This window comes from Arthrobacter sp. NPDC089319, from assembly GCF_040684925.1.
GTDB lineage: Bacteria > Actinomycetota > Actinomycetes > Actinomycetales > Micrococcaceae > Crystallibacter.
Window position 1 is genome coordinate 138,775 of record NZ_JBFBGZ010000001.1, and the last position, 18,189, is coordinate 156,963.

Here is an 18,189-nt window from a genome sequence, read left to right on the forward strand (position 1 = left end):
GCAGCGGTGGTCGCCGGACTTTTCGGTGTCGGCTGCGTTACTGACTGATCAGGGTACCGGTGATCTGTTCGCCTTCTTCGGCGATCTTGAAGCAATCGATCCTGCGGTCGCCCTGGGCCCACGTTTCCTTGGATGGCATCCCGTAGGAGTCCTTGAGCTCGGGCGCCTCTGCCGCGGTGTCATTGAGGACGACGGCGGTGCAGACCGCCTGGGCCTTGAGGTTCAGTTCGTCGGCACCGGGGAACTCTTCGTCCTCGCCGTAGGAGAACGTTCCGACCAGTTGGGCCGTGTGCGGGGTGTCGCAGGTGACCACGGTGGCGTCGCGCATCACGGCTTCGAACTTAGTGAAGCACTGGCCCTGCTTGAAGTCGAACGGCGAGACGTCCTCGGCGATCACTCCGTCGGCGTCGGCCGTCTCCGCCTCGCTCTGCGACGACGAGGGACTGGCCGCCCCGCCGGCCGGCGAGCTGCCGGTCAGGCTGGAAACGATGACGGCGATGATCACGATGGCTACAACGACCACCGCGCCGATGATGACCAGCGGCTTCCAGTCGATGTTCCGCCCCGAGCCGGCGGCGGCATCCTCAGCAGTGGGATCCTCAGCGGCGGCGTCGTCGCCCGCACTGTCCGGGGGCGTGGCTCCGGCGGGAGTTGAATACCATTTCTTTTCCGGTGCGGAACCGTCGGCGCTGGCCGGCGCGGAATCCCAATCCGACGGCGGGAGCGCGGATGACGTTGTGGGGGCGGCGGGCGACGTGGGTTGGACCCCGGGCGATGCCGGAGCGGCTCCCGGCGCGTCAACGGCCGGGACCGCCGCGTCCGGGATCGCCTCAGTGCCTTCCAGCTGGCTTTCCACCTGGTCCTGATCGCCGGCCGCCGCTCCGGCCGGCGCGGTGCCGCTGACTTTAATGTCCCCGTCTTCGCGAGCGCCACCGACCAACCGGCCGGCTGCCTCGGCTTCCTCCTCCACCGCCTGTGCTTCGGCGGCAGCGATCGCCAGGTCCGTCTCGGCCGCGGTTTCCTCGCTGATCCGCGCCTCGTGCAGGGTCGGTTCGGTCAGTTCGACGTCGTCGGCACTGATATGGAGATTTGGTTCAGGCACGTCGAGGTTCGCCGCGTCGAGGCTCTCCGGGCCCTCCTGCGGCGGCCTCCCGCGGCCGTCAGGCCGCTTGTCCTGTTCGCTCATGGGGAAACTTGCCTTCCGTGCGTGTTGTCCTCCGGCAGAAAAGGAGAACTGGTCCACGATGACTTTAGCCAACAATCCCGTTGTACGGCACGATTTTGTCGTTTCCGGCCGTGGGGGATTCGATGCGCGGCGGCTGGCCGCCCTGCCACGAGCAGCGTGGAAAACCATGTACCCTAGAGGTACGACAGAATTGATCAATTATTCCGGAGCCTCGTGCGCCTTACCGTGCGACCACCTCCGGATCGACGTACAAAGGGGGTCACGCCATGGGGCGCGGCCGTCAGAAGGCAAAAGCAACCAGGCAAGCCCGGGATATGAAGTATTTCAGCCCGGCCACTGACCTCACTGCTCTCCAGCGCGAACTCGGCGCTGCGAAACGCCACACCTCCGACGCATTTTCCGATATTCCGCCCGAGCCGGATTATTCGGGTTATGAGGACAAGTACGCGGATCAGTACGACGACGACGAGGACGAAGGCAGCCGCAACGTCGGTTAGCCGACCTCGGCCGCTACCTCCCTGCCGAACCCTTTGCACCAGGTTTCCTGCCTAGTTCCACACGGCGAGGACCCGTCTGTGCTTTGCATCTCCATCGGGCCGCATGTCCACCAAGGCTGCCTGCTGCACGTGGACGACGTGGCCCGGATGGAGCCGTCCTTCTGCCTGTTGGCTGATGTGCGGGCGGAAGTTCTTCCGGGCGTGGTGTGGGCTGAGCAGGTGGACATCCGATCCGAGCGCGTCGAGCAGGCGGTCGTGCAGCAACTGCAGTTGCGGATGCGGTTCCACCAGTGAGACCGGCACGGAATGGTTTCTGCCGAAGAAATCGTCCGCCCCGGTGCGTACGTCAAACTGCAGCAGGCCGGCGAATGCGCGGCCGATCCGTTCGCCCAGACTGTCGGGCGGCTCCTTGCTGTCGAAGCGCGCCAGTGTGATGTGCAGCGGCCAGTTGCTCCGCGGGAAGGTGTGCCCGGCCGGCACCGGCCTGATGAACACCACGACCACGTACGCACCCATACGCCCAGTGTCCCACCGGGGTATGGGTGGTGGACCTGTCCGGCAAAGCATAACCGCCCCTGCACCGGCTGGTGCAGGGGCGGTTATGCGTCAGTGACGGGTTAGGCGTAGGAATTGACCAGGTGGACGGCGCCGCCGTCGACGCCCTTGGCGCCCTGGACAAAGTCGACGCCGCCCAGCGATGCGTCGATGGGAGCAACCTGCCCCATCACCCATGCGGGCATGCTGCGTTCGTTCAGCCGCTGCAGGGCGGCATCCGCCCCGGCGGCGTCCACGATGGCCACCATGCCGACGCCGAGGTTGAGCGTGCGCTCCAGATCGGCCTGCGGCACGTTGCCTAGTTCGGCGATGAGCTTGAAGATGGCCGGCAGCTCCCAGGTGGAGCGGTCCACGGTGGCCATCAGCCCCTGCGGCAGCACGCGCGCGAGGTTGGCGGCCAGACCGCCGCCGGTGACGTGGCTGAAGCCGTGGACTCCGGCCGCTTCGAAACGGGCCAGGTCCAGGCAATCTGCCGCGTAGACGCGGGTGGGCTCCAGCAGTTCCTCGCCCAGCGTCCGGCCGAACTCGGTCACCTGCCGGTCCAGCGCCCAGCCGGCGTGGTTGATCACGCGCCGGACCAGGGAATACCCGTTGGAGTGGATGCCCGAGGACGCCATGCCGATCACGACGTCGCCGTCCTTGACCCGGTCCGGGCCGAGCAGCGCGTCGGCCTCCACCAGCCCGGTGGCGGCGCCGGCAACGTCGTATTCGTGCTCGCCCAGCAGGCCGGGATGTTCGGCCGTTTCGCCGCCCACCAGTGCGGTGCCGGCCACCTCGCAGGCGGCCGCGATGCCGCGCACGATGTCCGCGATGCGCTCGGGGACCACCTTGCCGCAGGCGATGTAGTCGGTCATGAACAGCGGTTCCGCGCCCACCACCACAATGTCGTCGACCACCATGCCGACCAGGTCGAAGCCGATGGTGTCGTGGATGTCCATGGCCTGGGCGATGGCCACCTTGGTGCCCACGCCGTCGGTGGAGGTGGCGAGCAGCGGCTTGCGGTACTTCAGCAGGGCCGAGACATCGTACAGTCCGGCAAAACCGCCGACCCCGCCGATCACGTTGGAGTTGTGAGTGGCCTTGATGGCACCCTTCATCAGCTCGACCGCCCGGTCGCCGGCTTCGACGTCGACGCCGGCGCTGGCATAGGTGATCTGGCCCTGTTCGGGGGAGGTCATACTCGCTCTTTCTTGTCTTCTGCGGTCAGGAGGTTCTCCAGGTCCGAGTCCGGGCCTGGGTCGCAGGAGCCGTGCTCCGGTTCGTCGCCGCGCTCAAGCAGATTCTTGCCCAAACGGTCCGCGGACGGCAGCTCGATCGGATATTCGCCGGTAAAGCAGGCGGTGCACAGCCGCTCGCGCGGCTGCTCGGTGGCTTCGATCATGCCCTCTTCGGAGATGTAGCCGAGGCTGTCGGCTCCGAGCGATGCCCGGACGTCTTCGACGCCGATTCCGTTGGCGATCAGTTCGGCCCGGCTGGCGAAGTCAATGCCGTAGAAGCACGGCCACTTGATGGGCGGCGAGGAAATCCGCACGTGCACCTCGGCCGCGCCGGCCTCGCGCAGCATCCGGACCAGGGCCCGCTGGGTGTTGCCGCGGACGATCGAATCGTCGATCACCACCAGCCGCTTGCCCTGCACGACGGACTTGAGCGGGTTCAGCTTCAGCCGGATGCCCAGCTGCCGGATGGTCTGGCTGGGCTGGATGAAGGTCCGGCCCACGTAGGCATTCTTGACCAGCCCCTGGCCGTAGGGAATGCCGGAGGCTTCGGCGTAGCCGATGGCCGCCGGTGTTCCGGACTCCGGCGTGGGGATCACCAGATCGGCTTCGACAGGATGTTCCTTCGCCAGCTTGCGGCCCATCTCCACCCGGGCGGCGTGGATGCTGCGGCCGTTGATGGAGGTGTCCGGGCGGGCCAAGTAGACGTACTCGAAGACGCAGCCTGCAGCCTTTTTCTCGGCGAAACGCTGGGAGCGCAGCCCGTTTTCGTCGATCGCGATAAATTCGCCCGGCTCAACTTCCCGGACGTAGGAAGCGCCGACGATGTCCAGCGCCGCGGTCTCCGAGGCCACCACCCAGCCGCGCTCCAGCCGGCCGAGTACCAGCGGGCGGACTCCGGCTGGGTCGCGGGCAGCGTACAGGGTGCCTTCATCCATGAAGGTGAAGCAGAACGCCCCGCGCAACTTGGGCAGCAGTTCCATTGTGCGCTCTTCGAGCGTCTGGCCTTCCTGACCGGCCATCAGCGCGGTGACCAGTGCGGTGTCGGTGGTGTTGCCCTGGGCCATTTCGCCGCGGTCGGGCTTGCCGAATTTCTCCAGCACCTTCTCGTACAGCTCCGCGGAGTTGGTCAGGTTGCCGTTGTGCGCCAGCGCCACCGTGCCGGTGGCCGTAGCGCCCAGGGTGGGCTGTGCATTCGCCCAGGTGGAGCCGCCGGTCGTGGAATAGCGGCAATGGCCGACGGCGATGTGCCCGGTCAGCGTGTTAAGCGTGGTTTCGTCGAAGACCTGGGACACCAGGCCCATGTCCTTATAGACGTTGATGCGTTTGCCGTCGCTGGTTGCAATGCCGGCGGACTCCTGTCCGCGGTGCTGCAAAGCGTACAGGCCGTAGTAGGTCATTTTTGCTACTTCTTCACCGGGGGCCCAGACGCCAAATACGCCACAGGCGTCCTGGGGTCCCTTTTCGCCGGGGAGAAGATCATGGGAGAGTTTTCCGTCACCGCGTGCCACCCGCTTATTCTCTCATGTGCCCGGCGGGCAGCATCACCGAGGTGATGGGAATTACGGCCCCTGGCCGGCAGGTTACGCCCGGCGTTCGCCTTCGGCTTCGCCGTCTGGTTCGCCGCCGGCAGCGGTGCCGCCGTCCCGCTGCGCGGGCTCGCCGGGCACTTCATGGCGGTCCGCGGGGGCGGCGGGCTGGCCGAGACCCGGAGCGGCCGAGTGGCCGTCGTCCGACACGGGGCCTGCGGAGGCGTCCTGCCCGGGCTCGGCAACGGCCGTCGCCGGTTTGGCGCGCTTGACGCTGACCCGGTCGATGACCAGGAACAGCAGCGATCCGATCAGCACGCCGGCCAGCGCGAACAGCACGGCCAGGAAGGCGAAAATGGTGCCGCGGGTGAAGTCGGGGTTCTCCGGGCCGGTGTAGGCGGAGATGGCGGCGGCAATGACGCCCAGCAGCGCCCAGATGAGGACGAAGGGCACGAATTTCGGTGCCCGGCGGACGGTGACGTCCCGGCTTTCCGGCTCAGCCTGCCGGTGGTCGCGGGCCGGTTCTTGCTCAGAGGTCATACGTTCCAGCCTACCGGGCGAAGAGTGGCAGCCTATCCGCCAGCCCGGCCCGCAGGCCGGAGGCGGCGACCTTGCCCTCGGCGACGGCGCTGTCCCACCCCAGCGCACCCGTCACCAGGGCCAGCCATGTGACGGGGTCGGTTTCCACCACGTTGGGGGGTGTGCCGCGGGTATGCCGCGGACCTTCGATGCACTGGGCGACGCCGAACGGCGGCACCCGTACTTCCACGCTGTTGCCGGGAGCGCGCTCGGAAAGTTCCTCCAGCGCGTACCGCACCGCCGTAGCAGTGGTCTTCCGGTCGGTGGCGCCCGCCCGCCACGCAGCCAAGGCGGCGTTGCCCTCTTCCGCCGCGATCCGGCGTCGTACTCCCATTGCTGGTGCCCCGGCTCAGTCCAGCAGGGCGACCATGGGCGGTGCCAGCCGGAGCCGGCCAACAGGCTGGCCGCCGCCGAGCACCGGCTTGACCACGTCCTCCAACACCGCGCCGACCTTGTCCACGTCGATGGCGTCGCAGGCGGCCAGCAAGGTCAGCGCGATCAGCGAGCCGGCACGGGAGCTGCCGTCAAGGATCTTCACCGCTACCGAGACCCCCGACTCCGTACCCATCACGATCACGCCTTCGGCGCCGAACTTGGCGATGATCTCCAGTTCCTGCATCACCACGGTGTTCTCCTGGCCGTACCCGTGGACCGCCCACGGGTAGTCCAGCATGGCGGTGGCGATGGTGGCCGCGCGGGCATCGGCGTTCTTGTCCGCCGGGGCCTTGGCCAGCTTGCCGATGCCCCGGGCGAGGCCGGTCAGGGACAGCGCAGGCGCGGGGGCGCCGCAGCCGTCGACGGCGATGTGTTCGATCTTCTCTTCGGCGTATTCCTCAAGGACTTCCATCACCCGGCGCTGGAGCGGGTGGTTCGGCTCCAGGTAGTTGCGGGTGTTCCAGCCGTTCTCCACGCAGGCCCACAGGAAGGCGGCGTGCTTGCCGGAGCAGTTGAAGGCCAGCCGCTGCTGGCCCCGGTCGGTGCGGACCAGCCAGCCGCGCGCCTGTTCGTCCTGCGGCCAGGCCGGCGGGCAGCGCAGATCGGCGTCGGTCAGGCCGGCGGCCTTGAGCATGCCCTCCACCACGTCCATGTGCTCCAGTGATCCCACGTGGCTGGCACAGGCCAGGGCCACCTGGTCGCCGCGCAGCGGAACGCCGGACTGCATCGCGGCCAGGGCCTGGAAGGGCTTGAGCGTGGAGCGGGGGAAGATCGGGGCGGTGATGTCGCCGAGTTCGGTCACCACGGTGCCGTCCGCGGCCATCACGACGGCGGAGCCCAGATGGCGGGATTCGATGAAACCGTTGCGTTCAACGACGGCCAGTTCCACGGCATCCGCGGCTTTGAATGTCTCGGGCATGGACTTAGTTTAGGTCCGGCGCAACAACTTCGAGGCTCCGCCCCGCGCCAAGTAGGGTAGTTCTTTGTGAAGGTACTTGTGATCGGCCCCGGTGGCCGCGAGCACGCAATAATCCGTTCCCTGTTGGCCGACCCGTTGGTGACCGAGGTCCATGCGGCCCCGGGAAACGCCGGCATCGCGCAGATCGTGCCCACCCACAAGGTGGACGCCAGCGATCCGGCCGCCGTCACGGCGCTGGCCCAACGGCTGGAATCCGACTTGGTGGTGGTGGGCCCGGAGGCGCCGCTGGCCGCAGGCGTGGCGGACCCGTTGCGCGCGGCCGGGATCCCGGTGTTCGGCCCCAGCAAGGAAGCCGCCCGGTTGGAGGGCTCCAAGGCCTTTGCCAAGCAGGTGATGGCCGCGGCGAATGTGCCCACCGCCATGGCGCATGTTGCCACCAATGCAGAGGAAGCAGCCGAGGCCCTGGATACGTTCGGCGCTCCGTACGTGGTCAAGGACGACGGGCTGGCTGCCGGCAAGGGTGTGGTGGTGACCGGGGACCGCGATGCCGCGCTCGCCCATGCCCAGGCCTGCTTCGACGCCGGCGGCTCCGTGGTGATCGAGGAATTCCTGGACGGCCCGGAAGTCTCCCTGTTTGTGATTTCCGACGGCGAACGCGCCATCCCGCTGGTGCCCGCGCAGGACTTCAAACGGATTTTCGACGGCGACGAAGGCCCGAACACCGGCGGCATGGGTGCCTACACGCCGCTGCCCTGGCTGCCGGCCGGATTCGTCGATGAAGTGATGGACCGGGTTGCCCTGCCCACGATCCGCGAGATGGCCAACCGCGGTACCCCGTTCGTCGGCGTGCTGTTCTGCGGCCTGGCCGTAACCCGGCGCGGAGTACGCGTCATCGAGTTCAACGCCCGTTTCGGCGATCCGGAAACCCAGGCCGTGCTGGCCCGGCTGCGGACCCCGCTGGGCGGACTGCTGCTGGCCGCGGCCAAGGGTGAGCTGGACGACGCCGAACAGTTGGTGTGGTCCAAGCGGTCCGCGGTGGCCGTGGTGCTGGCCTCGGAGAATTACCCGGACACGCCCCGCACCGGCGACCGGATTCGCGGCCTGAAGAAGGCCAACGCCCTGGACGACGTGTATGTGATCCACGCCGGAACGGCGCTGGACGAGAACGGCAAGGTGACCAGCGCCGGCGGGCGGGTGCTCGCCGTCGTCGCCCTGGGCGAAGACCTGGTGGAAGCCCGCGAACGGGCCTACGAAGGCATCGGCACCATCGGCCTCGAGGGCTCGCAGTTCCGCAGCGACATTGCTTTATTGGCAGCCCAGGGCGACGTAACCGTGCCCGAACCGGCCACGCACGCCCTGCCCCAGGCCGAAGCACAGAGAGACTAAGGAACGCCATGGCATTCGCCCCCGACGTGTTGGAACTGCCCGGCTGGAAGCATGTCTACTCCGGCAAGGTCCGCGACCTGTATGTGCCGGCCGCGGCCCAGCCGGTGGAGACCTCCAGCGAGGACATCGCCGCCGAAGGCCTGCTGGACCAGCGCAACGACACCGTCCTGGTGGTGGCGAGCGACCGGATCAGCGCCTTCGACCATGTGCTTTCCAGCGAGATCCCGGACAAGGGCCGCATCCTCACGCAGTTGAGCCTCTGGTGGTTCGAACAACTCTCCGCGGGAGACAGCCCGATAGCCAACCATGTGGTGTCCACGGATGTGCCCGAAGCCGTCGCCGGCCGGGCGATGGTCTGCAAGAAGCTGGACATGTTCCCGGTGGAATGCATCGCCCGTGGTTATCTGACCGGATCCGGGCTGGAGGAGTACCGGCAGTCCCAGACGGTCTGCGAGCTTCCGCTGCCCGCGGGCCTGGTGGACGGCTCCCGGCTGGAGCCGGCCATCTTCACCCCGTCGGCCAAGGCTGAGGTCGGGGAGCACGACGAGAACATCACCTACGAAGCCGTGGTCCAGACCGTGGGGGCGGAGACCGCCGGCCGGCTGCGCGAGCTGACCCTGGCGATCTATACCCGCGCCGAGGAGATTGCCCGCGGACGCGGCATCATCCTGGCTGACACCAAGGTGGAGTTCGGCATCGATCCGACGACGGGGGACATCACCTTGGGCGACGAGGTGCTGACTCCTGACTCCTCCCGGTTCTGGGATGCAGACACGTACGAACCGGGCAAGGCGCAGCCATCCTTCGACAAGCAGTTCGTGCGGGACTGGCTGACCTCGCCGGCCTCGGGCTGGGACCGGAAGTCGGACACCCCGCCGCCGGCGCTGCCGGAGGAGATCGTGCAGAAAACCAGGGCCCGCTACGTGGAAGCCTACGAGCGGCTCACCGGCCGGACGTTCGCCTGACCGGCAGGAAATCTCGGCCGGTTTCCGGGAGCGGGCCCTGCAGGCCGGTTTCCGGCGGGCGGCCCGCTGCCCGCTCGGCCGCCGTGAGGCGGGCCGTGGCTTCGGCGACCGCCGTTGGATAAGCGCCGGCACCGCCGTCGTTATCCGGACCCAGGGAACGCAGCGCATCGGCGCGTTTCATGGCGCGGAGCATGGCCGCCGTCTCCGGCTGCAAGACGTCGGACATATCCGGGTAGTCGATGACCAGGGCTGGATCCAATTCGTACGCCAGCCAGCGGGTTCGGGCCGCGTCGTGGCGGGCGGCCGCTTCATGCCAGTCGCGCGTGTCCTGATAGCGGACGGCCGCGGAGGCCCGGCGGGTAATCCGCCAGACGGCGGGTGCGGCGCAACCGGCGGCGAGCAGCAGCCAGAGCGGCACGGCTGCCGGGAAAAGCGCAGCGGCGGCGAGCACCACGGTCAGCGCGCAGCAGAGCCCGGAAAAGCAGTACCAGAACGCCGTATCGGCATCAGGGGAGCGGCGCAGGCCGCGTTCCACCGCGTAAGAGGTCAGGAAAACCACAGCCGCCAGCACCACGGTGGCCACTGCCAGCTGCGCGAACTGTGCGAGGAACATCTGCACCCCTGCGGGACGGAGTTACCTCTATTGCAGTACGGACGAGGGCTTCAGTCAATGGTCATCAGCCGGTGCGTGCCGGATCAGCTCTTGACCCGGCCGACGACGTCGTCCAACTGCCGGTGAACCACTGCCTGCGGCAACATGCTGATCACCGAGCGTTGGAGTTTTTGCTTCCAGGGCTTCTGCTCCCGGGCCATGCTTGCCATTTTGCGGGAGCCCTTCACCACCTTGGCCGCGTGGGGTGCCCGCGCCTGTTCATAGCTGCGCAGGGCCGTGGTGATGTTCCAATCGGCGGCCAGCGCATCGGCCAGCGCGACGGCGTCCTCGAGGGCCTGGCCCGCACCCTGGCCGAGGAACGGCAGCATGGGGTGCGCGGCATCGCCGACCAGCGTGGCATGGCTGCCGGACCAAGCCAGGACCGGCTTCCGGTCGAAGAGCTCGTGGGCCATGATGTCCTGGCTCTTGGTGGCGAGGATGACCCCGCGGATGGCCGGGTGCCAACGCTCGAAGCGCTGCAGTGCCAGGGTGCGCCAGAGGACGTCGCCGTCCTGCGCCAACGCCGCATTCGGCATGGTGGCATACCAGTAGACCAGGCCGCCGGGCAGCGGGACCATGCCGAAGACCTCTCCGTTGCCCCACGACTCGCCCCACGGGAGCCAGTCCGGATCCAGGTCGCCGATGGGGCAGACGGCGCGCATCGCGGTGATGCCGGAGGGACGGGGGGCGCCGTCGCCCACCAGGTCGTGCCGGACCAGCGAGCGCAGGCCGTCGGCGCCGATCACCAGGTCGGCGTGCATGCTGCCACCGTTGTTCAGCATGACGGTCCCGCCGTGCGGATCGCGGCGGAACTTGACTGCCTGCAGGCCCAGGTGGACGGTGTTGACGTACAACGAGTCGTTCAGCAGCGTGGTGAGGTCCGAGCGGTGGATCGCCCGCAGCGGATGGCCGTAGCGGTGGCGCATGTCATCGCTGCTGAAGCTGGCGAGCACATTGCCGAACTGGTCGTGGGAGCTGCCGCCGACCGGCAGCGAGGCGTCCTGGAAGGCGCCGAGCAAACCGAGGCGCTCCAAGGCCCGCGTCCCGTTGGCCCAGATGGTTATTCCGGTACCTATCGGCTGCAGCGTTCCGGAGCGTTCGACCACATGGACTTTCCAGCCGGTTCGCTGCAAGGCCCGCGCAGTGGCGAGTCCGGCGATTCCGGCCCCTACGATGAGCGCCGAGCGCTGCTGAGAAGCCATGGGTCCATACTTCCCGCTTTTGGGGCGGGTTCACAACTTCCCGGCGGTACAAATCGGGTCGGGAGGCGGAAAAGCAAGAACTCCCGCCGCTCCGAAGAGCAGCGGGAGTTCTTATCTGGTCGGGGTGACAGGATTTGAACCTGCGACCTCGTCGTCCCGAACGACGCGCGCTACCAAGCTGCGCCACACCCCGATATCGGTGCCCCGCCGTCGTTATGATGACCGCGAAAGCAACTGTTCAAGGATAGCGGAGACAGGTCCGAAACGAGAAATCGGCGTCAGGCTGCCCGTCCGGATCAGATCAGCGAATCCTTCCACGCGGCGTGCAGCTGCGCGAAGCGGCCGCTGCCGGCGATCAGCTCCGCGGGGGACCCGTCCTCCACCACCTGGCCGTCATGGATCACCAGCACGCGGTCGGCGATCTCCACGGTGGACAGCCGGTGCGCGATGATCAGCGCGGTGCGGTTGCCGAGCAACGTCTGCAAGCCTTCCTGGACCTGGCGCTCGCTCGGGACGTCCAGCGAGGCGGTGGCTTCATCCAGGATCAGCACGGCAGGGTCCGCCAGGAAAGCGCGGGCGAAGGAGACCAGCTGCCGCTGGCCCGCGGAGACGCGGCCGCCGCGCTTGTTCACGTCGGTGTCGTAGCCCTCCGGCAGGGACAGGATGAACTCGTGGGCGCCGACGGCGCGGGCGGCAGCTTCGATCTGCTCGCGGCTGGCCTGCGGGTTGCCCAGGGCAATGTTCTCCGCGACGCTGCCGCTGAACAGGAACGCCTCCTGCGTGACCATGACGACGGCGCGGCGCAGGTCCTCGTTGGACAGTTGCCGCAGCTCTACGCCGTCCAGGGTGAGCGAGCCAGAGGTCAGGTCGTAGAAGCGGGCGATCAGTTTGGCGACCGTGGACTTGCCGGCTCCGGTCTGCCCAACGACGGCGATGGTCTGGCCGGCGGGGATGTCCAGGTTCAGTTTCGGCAGCACCACCCGGCCGTCGCCGTAACCGAAGGTTGCGTCGCGGAACCGGATGGCGCCGCGGGCATTCTTGAGCGGGATCGGCGTCGCCGGCGGAACCACTGTGGGTTCCTCTTCCAGCAACCCGGAGACCTTTTCCAGCGCCGACGAGGCGGCTTGGAACGAGCTGTAGAACATGGCGATCTGTTCGGTGGGGCGGAAGACCTGTTTGGTGGCCAGCAGCACCGCCACCAGCGTGCCGATGGCCAGGTCGCCGTCCAGCACGCGGAAGCCGCCGATCAGCAGCACCGCGGCCACGGTCAGGTTGCCGATCCCGTTCAATGCCGGCTGGAGCACGCCGAAGTACTTGATGTTACGCAGGGTGGCCCGGCGGTAGTCGCCGGCCAGCTCGTCGAACCGGGCGGCGTTGTCCCGCTCGCGGCGGAAGGCCTTGACCGCCCGGATGCCGGTCATGGTCTCCACGAAGTGCACGATCAGCCGGGCCGAGACCACCCGGGACGCGCGGTTGGCCAGCTCCGACCCCTTTTGGTACCACCGGGTGACGAAGGCGATGGGAATGGCGGCGACCAGGATGATCACGCCGCTCTTCCAATCCAGGCCGACGATGCTGATGGCGGTGAAAACCATGAACATCACCCCGGAGGTCAGCTGGGTGACGCCGTTGTCCAGCAGTTCCCGCAGCGCTTCCAGATCAGAGGTCTGCCGGGAGATGATCCGGCCGGACGTGTAGGTTTCGTGGAACTCCAGACTGAGCCGCTGGGTGTGCCGGAAAACCCGCACGCGCAGGGCCAGCAGCATGGCCTGGCTGAGCCGGGCGGTGACATAGGTGTAGGCAGCCAGCAGTGTGCCGCCGGCGATCGCGATCGCCGCGTAGGCGGCGGCCACCAGCATCAGCGGGCCAGCGTCGCCGCCGGTCAAGGCCGGCAGGGCATTGTTGATGCCGAAGGCCACCAGCACCGGGCCGGCCGCGCGGGCGGCATTGCTGACCACCACCAGCACTATGGACAGCGCGAACAGCCGCCGGTGCGGGGCGACCAGCTCGCCCAGCAGGTGCAGCGACCGCCGGCGGACGGCTTTGCGGTCGGCCTTGTCCAGGTTGATGTTGTCTTCGCCCGCGACCCCGGTCATGGAACTCATCGGGATTCCTTCGCGTCCAGGACGTCTTCGACGGAGGGCTCGGCCGCCAGCGAGGCGATCACGTAGCGGTAGTGTTCGTTGGTCCGCAGCAGCTCGGAGTGGGTGCCGACGGCGGCGATGCGCCCGGCCTGCAGTAAAGCCACCCGGTCCGCCAGTGCCACGGTCGAGGGCCGGTGGGCCACAATCAGGGTCGTCGTACCCTGCAGCTCCTGGCGCAGCCGGTGCGTCACCGCTTCTTCGGTCCGCACGTCCAGGGCCGAGAGCGGGTCATCCAGCACCAGTACGGCCGGGCGGGCCGCAATGGCCCGGGCGAGCGCGATCCGCTGACGCTGGCCGCCGGAAAGGCTCAGCCCTTCCTCACCGATCTTCGTGTCCACCCCGTGCGGCAGATCGTAGGCGAACTGGGCCTGTGCCACCTCAAGCGCACGGGCCAGCAGCTCGCCCGGATTTTCGCCGCCGGGCCGGGCGCCCAGCAGCACATTCTCCCGAACGGAGGTGGAGAACAGCGTGGAGTCTTCGAAGGCCACCGATACGTGGCTGCGCAGCTCGGTGAGCGGTAAGCGGCGGATGTCCGTACCGTCCAGAAGCACGGTGCCGGCGGAAACGTCATAGAGGCGGGGGACAAGTTGCAGCAGCGTGCTCTTGCCCGAGCCGGTCACGCCCACCAGCGCCATAGTTTCGCCGGCGCGCACGTGCAGGTCCACGCCGTCGAGGACCGGTGCCGTGCCCGGCCCGGCATCCGGATAGCGAAAGACCACGCCGGCCAGGCGCAGGTCCCCGCGGACGGAGCCAGCCGGCTGCGGTTCTTCCGGATCCGTGATGGTGTTTTCGGTGTCCATCACATCGAAGTGCCGGTCCAGGGCCGTCTTGGCCGTCAGCGTCATGCCCATCAGGGATCCGATCGCTTCCACCGGCCCGGCCACCACCGCGGCGGTGGCAAAGAAGGCGACCAGCTCGCCCACGGTCATGTGCCCGCCGGCAACTTGGATGATGCCGATGACCAGGGCGGCGCCCAGCACCAGGTCCGGCAGCGAAACGACGGTGGCCAGGAACTTGGACAGCGTGCGGGCCTTGGCCAGCTCGGTCTGGCGCAGTTCTTCCGCCTGCCCGTGGAAGTTGTCCAGTGCGTACGGGCCCCGGCCGAAGGCCTTGAGCACGCGGATGCCGTGCACCGATTCCTCCACCGTGGTGGCCAGGTCCCCGGCCTGGTCCTGGCTGAGCCGGGAGGAGGCGCCGAACGCCGTGCGGAAGCGGAACCCCTGCCAGACCAGCGGCACGGCAGCGACCAGGAAGATCAGTCCCAGCAGTTGGTTCAGCGCGAACATGAGCATGAGGCCCACGACCACCGTCACGAAGGAGACCACCAGCATCAGTGATCCGAACGCCAGCCAGCGGCGGATCAGGCCCAGGTCGGCCATCGTCCGGGAAAGCAGCTGGCCCGATCCCCACCGGTCGTGGAAGGCGGCCGGCAAGTGCTGCACATGCTTGTAGAAGCGGGTGCGCATGCCCATCTCCACATCCGTGGCCGGCGCGATCGCGAATACGCGCCGCAGGTACACCAGGCCCGCTTCGGCCAGGCCAAGCACGGCAATGACGACGGCGGGACCCCAGACTTCGGAGGGGGCGCCTCCGGTGTGGATGGTGTCGACGAGCCCGCGGAGCACCTGCGGAATGGCCAAGGCCACGAGGCTGGCACCGAGGGCGCTGAAGAATCCCAGGATCAGCCGGGGCAGGATGGGCCGTACATAGTCCTTGAGCCTGGCAATGGTCCGCCAGAGGGAAAGCTCGGTCATTTCATCGATTCATCGCGTGGGTTCGTCACTGGTGCCTTGTGCACCGCAGCAACTATCCTAACGAGCCGAGTGAGGTGCCGGTCACCCTCGGGGCCCACGCCCTGCTTCTCTGGCTGCCCCGGCTAGCGCTCACTACTCCTACACATTGCGGATTATCGCTAGGGGTCGAAGACACGTGCTAATAAAATCGTGGTATGGCGCTTGGAGTGATGGACCCGACCGAGGAGACGGACACGTCTCTGGCCGAGGTGCGCGCCGTGCTGCAAGACATTGCTGACCGCTTTGTAGCGGAAGCGCCGATGCTGTCCAACCGGGATCTGGCCAACAGGGTGGCGGCGGTCGAGGACGTTTCAAAGACCCTGGAATACCTGCAGGCAGCGGGCGCGCATGCCGTGGAGTGCGCTGATCTCGCCGCCAACGGGGAATCCACCGCACACGCGGCAGCCTTCGCCGATGATTGCGCCCCCGGGAACGCGGGGGAGTGGGCCAATCCGGCTGCAGTCATCACTGCGGGCGGAGGAGAGCCCTCCGGGAGCCCTGCTGGCGCCGGCGGCCCTGATGCCGCTGGGTCGGAGAAGCGGCAGCGCCGACGCAAGACCGAATTCCGGAACAACGCGGAGTACCTGCGCTCGTGGCTGGGGATCGGCATCGTCGAAGCAGGGCGGCGGCTGCGCGTAGGCAAGGCCGTGAGCGCCCCGGTTAGGCTGGACGGCGAGGCCGGTGCACCAGATCTGCCCGTACTGGCAGAAGCCATGGCCCGTGGGGACGTCAGCGGCCAGGCCGCGGCCCTCATTGCCGATTCCCTCGGCCGGGCCGGTCACGCCGCTGATCGCGGCACGTTGGAGGCGATGGAAGCCTCGCTGGTCGCCCAGGCCATTGAAAGCGACACTGACACGCTGGGGATGGTCGCCAGGAACTGGGAAACAGCCGTGGACCAGGACGGCGCCGAACCGTCCGAAGAGGAGCTGCGGGCACGGCAGGGCATGTTCTACCGCGGACGACGGCGGGGCTTGCCCCAGTTCGTCATCAACACCACTGACGACCAGTACGAACTCCTGGCCACGGTAATGAACAGCGCCGCGAACCCTCGCATCTGCCCGGAAGCCATCGAAGCGGCAGCAATCGGCCCTGGTCAGGCGTCCATCGATGAAACCGGCGTCACTGCAAGAGACAACGGGGACGCCGGCACGGCCGTAAACACAGCCACCGAAAGCGCAGAACCAGCGGCCGCCGCCGCACCAGAAGATGAGCTATCGGGCGTCTCCGGGGTTGAAGGCACCCGCGGTACCGCATCTGGAGGCGCAGGCACCCTCGCAGAAGGAGCCGGCGATGAGGGCCACGATTCCGAAGGCAGGGGGCCCGAGGGCGAGGTCCCAGAAGGCGCTGACTCCGAAGGGATGGCTCCCGAGGAGGCGGATCCTCTGGTCCTAACGGGTCTTGATCAGTTCACCCGGGCGCAGAAGCTTCTAGCCGGCCTGATCGGTGCCTGCCGTATTGCCCTGAACGTTGACAAGCTTCCCGACTCCGGCGGGCTGCGCACGCAGATGATCGTTACCAGCGGTTATGAACAACTCGCCGGGCTGGTCGCGGGCGGCGGCAGCGCCGTCTACAACGGGTCGCTCTCGGCTAAAACGGTGCGCCGGATGGCCTGCGACGCCGAAATCATTCCCGCGGTCCTCGGTTCCAAGGGTGAGGTTTTGGATCTGGGCAGAGCCCAACGCTTTTTCAGCCGGGCGATCCGCAAGGCGCTGATAGCGCGGGACAAAGGCTGTGCCTTCCCCGGCTGCAGCATGCCGGCTCTGTGGACCGAGGCACACCACATTGTGCCTTGGTGGGCCGGCGGCCGGACCGACGTCAACAACGGAGTCTGCCTCTGCGGCCTGCACCACGACCTGATCGAGCAAGGCAACTGGGAAATCAACGTCCTCGAAGGCATCCCTTGGTTCACTCCACCGGACTACATCGATCCGCGCCGCAAACCACTGCGAAACGCCTACTGGCAAACCCAGATTCCGCTCCCGCCGCCGCTCCGCCACGGGCCACGAACGGGACGGCCACGGGAGCAAGCCGCACGGTGAGGTGAATCCGGGCGGCGCCAATCTGAAAGGCTGTGCGTTCTTGTACCGGTCAGGCCGTGCATTCTCGAACCGGCAGCTACTGCTCTATTCTGCTGCGGGCTGCACCTTCAGCCGAGCCGGAGCCCTCCGGCGGGGGCTTCCCTGGCGGTGGCGGATGGAGAAGGCGTCAGCGTCAGCAGCACTGCTTCCGGGCGGCATGCGAACCGGATCGGAGCCAGCCGGGACGTTCCCAAACCTGCGGAGACGTTCAACGGGACGCTGCGCCCTTGATGATCCCAGTAGGTCAGGCCACGGGCGCGCCAGGTCGGCAGATCGCAGTTGCTGATCAAGGCCCCGTAACCGGGCAGGCAGACCTGGCCTCCGTGAGTATGTCCGGCAAGGATCAAATCGGCGTTCCCGGCGGTGAACTGGTCCAGCACACGCTGGTACGGCGCGTGGGTCACGGCGATGCGCAGATGGGCTGCACTGTCTGCGGAGCTGGAGCCGTTGGGAAAGCCCACGTACCGGTCCCGCTGCAGGTGCGGATCGTCCACGCCGGTGAAGTCCAACCGCACTCGGCCCACCACCAACGACTGGTTCCGGTTGGTCAAATCGATCCAGCCGGCGGTGCCGAAAGCGGCGTGCATTTCGCGCCACGGCAGCTCCCGTGAACCGTAGTCCTCGGGCTGTTTCGACGGTCCGGTGAAGTAGGAGAACGGGTTTTTCATCACCGGGGCGTAGTAGTCGTTGGAGCCGGGAACGAAAACCCCCGGCACGTCCATCAGCGGTGCCAATGAGTCCAACAGGGGCTTCACGGCGTGGCGGTGGCTGAGGTTGTCGCCGGTGTTGACCACCAGATCAGGTTCCAGGGCAACCAGTCGCCGCAGCCACTTCTGTTTGAGCGACTGTCCGGGAGACATATGGATGTCGGCCAGGTGCAGGATCTTCAGTGGCCGCTGTCCGGCCGGCAGGATGGGCAGCGTTTCTTCGCGCAGTCCGAAGAGGTTGCGCTCGATGACTGAGCCGTAAACGAGCGCGGCCCCGCCCGCGGCAGCAGCCCCAAGGGTCAGCTTGCCTGCGGTGCGGAGCCGTGCTCGCAGCGCGTCAGCGTCCAC

At 67.6% G+C, this 18,189-nt stretch carries 16 protein-coding genes and 1 tRNA gene; 4 read left to right on the plus strand and 13 right to left on the minus strand.

Annotated features, from left to right (window positions below; translation table 11 throughout):
- Positions 1–37 precede the first annotated feature (37 nt).
- Complete coding sequence (locus AB0N75_RS00660) at positions 38–1,186, minus strand: septum formation family protein (protein WP_364643660.1); 1,149 nt, start codon at positions 1,184–1,186, stop codon at positions 38–40.
- A 266-nt stretch (positions 1,187–1,452) separates the two neighbouring features.
- On the opposite strand from AB0N75_RS00660, the gene AB0N75_RS00665 reads away from it, so the two are divergent.
- Positions 1,453–1,683: a DUF3073 domain-containing protein gene (locus AB0N75_RS00665; protein ID WP_364643662.1), complete on the plus strand. Its 231-nt coding sequence runs from the start codon at positions 1,453–1,455 to the stop codon at positions 1,681–1,683.
- A 51-nt stretch (positions 1,684–1,734) separates the two neighbouring features.
- Here the strand turns inward: AB0N75_RS00665 and AB0N75_RS00670 are convergent, their stop codons facing one another.
- The 6 genes from AB0N75_RS00670 to AB0N75_RS00695 all read right to left on the minus strand — a co-directional run bounded on the left by AB0N75_RS00670 (position 1,735) and on the right by AB0N75_RS00695 (position 6,914).
- Positions 1,735–2,199 (minus strand): 2'-5' RNA ligase family protein, encoded by a 465-nt coding sequence (locus AB0N75_RS00670; RefSeq protein WP_364643665.1) that lies wholly within the window; start codon positions 2,197–2,199, stop codon positions 1,735–1,737.
- Positions 2,200–2,300: 101 nt separating this feature from the next.
- Positions 2,301–3,416, minus strand: a complete 1,116-nt coding sequence (gene purM, locus AB0N75_RS00675; RefSeq protein WP_364643667.1) for a phosphoribosylformylglycinamidine cyclo-ligase — start codon at positions 3,414–3,416, stop codon at positions 2,301–2,303.
- Positions 3,413–4,963 carry an amidophosphoribosyltransferase gene (gene purF / locus AB0N75_RS00680; protein ID WP_364643670.1) on the minus strand — a complete coding sequence of 517 codons (1,551 nt, stop codon included), beginning with the start codon at positions 4,961–4,963 and terminating at the stop codon, positions 3,413–3,415. The genes purM and purF overlap by 4 nt, the downstream gene beginning before the upstream one ends.
- Before the next feature lie 72 nt (positions 4,964–5,035).
- Positions 5,036–5,521 carry a hypothetical protein gene (locus tag AB0N75_RS00685; RefSeq protein ID WP_364643673.1) on the minus strand — a complete coding sequence of 162 codons (486 nt, stop codon included), beginning with the start codon at positions 5,519–5,521 and terminating at the stop codon, positions 5,036–5,038.
- 10 nt (positions 5,522–5,531) lie between these two features.
- Positions 5,532–5,894: a sterol carrier family protein gene (locus AB0N75_RS00690; protein WP_364643676.1), complete on the minus strand. Its 363-nt coding sequence runs from the start codon at positions 5,892–5,894 to the stop codon at positions 5,532–5,534.
- Positions 5,895–5,909: 15 nt separating this feature from the next.
- Positions 5,910–6,914 carry an asparaginase gene (locus AB0N75_RS00695; protein WP_364643679.1) on the minus strand — a complete coding sequence of 335 codons (1,005 nt, stop codon included), beginning with the start codon at positions 6,912–6,914 and terminating at the stop codon, positions 5,910–5,912.
- Positions 6,915–6,980: 66 nt separating this feature from the next.
- Between AB0N75_RS00695 and purD the strand changes: the two genes are divergently transcribed.
- Both purD and AB0N75_RS00705 read left to right on the plus strand, forming a co-directional pair.
- Complete coding sequence (gene purD, locus AB0N75_RS00700; protein WP_364643682.1) at positions 6,981–8,300, plus strand: phosphoribosylamine--glycine ligase; 1,320 nt, start codon at positions 6,981–6,983, stop codon at positions 8,298–8,300.
- A gap of 8 nt (positions 8,301–8,308) precedes the next feature.
- The gene (locus tag AB0N75_RS00705) at positions 8,309–9,265 is read left to right on the plus strand and encodes a phosphoribosylaminoimidazolesuccinocarboxamide synthase (RefSeq protein WP_364643685.1); all 957 of its coding nucleotides are present in this window, start codon (positions 8,309–8,311) and stop codon (positions 9,263–9,265) included.
- Here the strand turns inward: AB0N75_RS00705 and AB0N75_RS00710 are convergent.
- The 5 genes from AB0N75_RS00710 to AB0N75_RS00730 all read right to left on the minus strand — a co-directional run bounded on the left by AB0N75_RS00710 (position 9,243) and on the right by AB0N75_RS00730 (position 15,017).
- Positions 9,243–9,878 carry a hypothetical protein gene (locus AB0N75_RS00710; RefSeq protein WP_364643687.1) on the minus strand — a complete coding sequence of 212 codons (636 nt, stop codon included), beginning with the start codon at positions 9,876–9,878 and terminating at the stop codon, positions 9,243–9,245. The two genes, AB0N75_RS00705 and AB0N75_RS00710, sit on opposite strands and share 23 nt — an antisense overlap.
- Positions 9,879–9,961: 83 nt before the next feature.
- The gene (locus AB0N75_RS00715; RefSeq protein ID WP_364643689.1) at positions 9,962–11,119 is read right to left on the minus strand and encodes an FAD-dependent oxidoreductase; all 1,158 of its coding nucleotides are present in this window, start codon (positions 11,117–11,119) and stop codon (positions 9,962–9,964) included.
- A gap of 116 nt (positions 11,120–11,235) precedes the next feature.
- Positions 11,236–11,312 (minus strand) — tRNA-Pro (locus AB0N75_RS00720).
- A gap of 103 nt (positions 11,313–11,415) precedes the next feature.
- A complete protein-coding gene (locus AB0N75_RS00725) occupies positions 11,416–13,224 on the minus strand; it encodes an ABC transporter ATP-binding protein (RefSeq protein WP_364643692.1) in 1,809 nt (602 codons plus the stop codon).
- Positions 13,221–15,017 carry an ABC transporter ATP-binding protein gene (locus tag AB0N75_RS00730; RefSeq protein ID WP_364643694.1) on the minus strand — a complete coding sequence of 599 codons (1,797 nt, stop codon included), beginning with the start codon at positions 15,015–15,017 and terminating at the stop codon, positions 13,221–13,223. Before AB0N75_RS00730 ends, AB0N75_RS00725 begins: the two co-directional genes overlap by 4 nt.
- Positions 15,018–15,211: 194 nt before the next feature.
- Between AB0N75_RS00730 and AB0N75_RS00735 the strand changes: the two genes are divergently transcribed.
- A complete protein-coding gene (locus AB0N75_RS00735; RefSeq protein WP_364643697.1) occupies positions 15,212–17,095 on the plus strand; it encodes a DUF222 domain-containing protein in 1,884 nt (627 codons plus the stop codon).
- Between the two features lie 107 nt (positions 17,096–17,202).
- Here the strand turns inward: AB0N75_RS00735 and AB0N75_RS00740 are convergent, their stop codons facing one another.
- Positions 17,203–18,189, minus strand: coding sequence for a metallophosphoesterase (locus AB0N75_RS00740; RefSeq protein ID WP_364643700.1), 987 nt, complete (start codon positions 18,187–18,189; stop codon positions 17,203–17,205).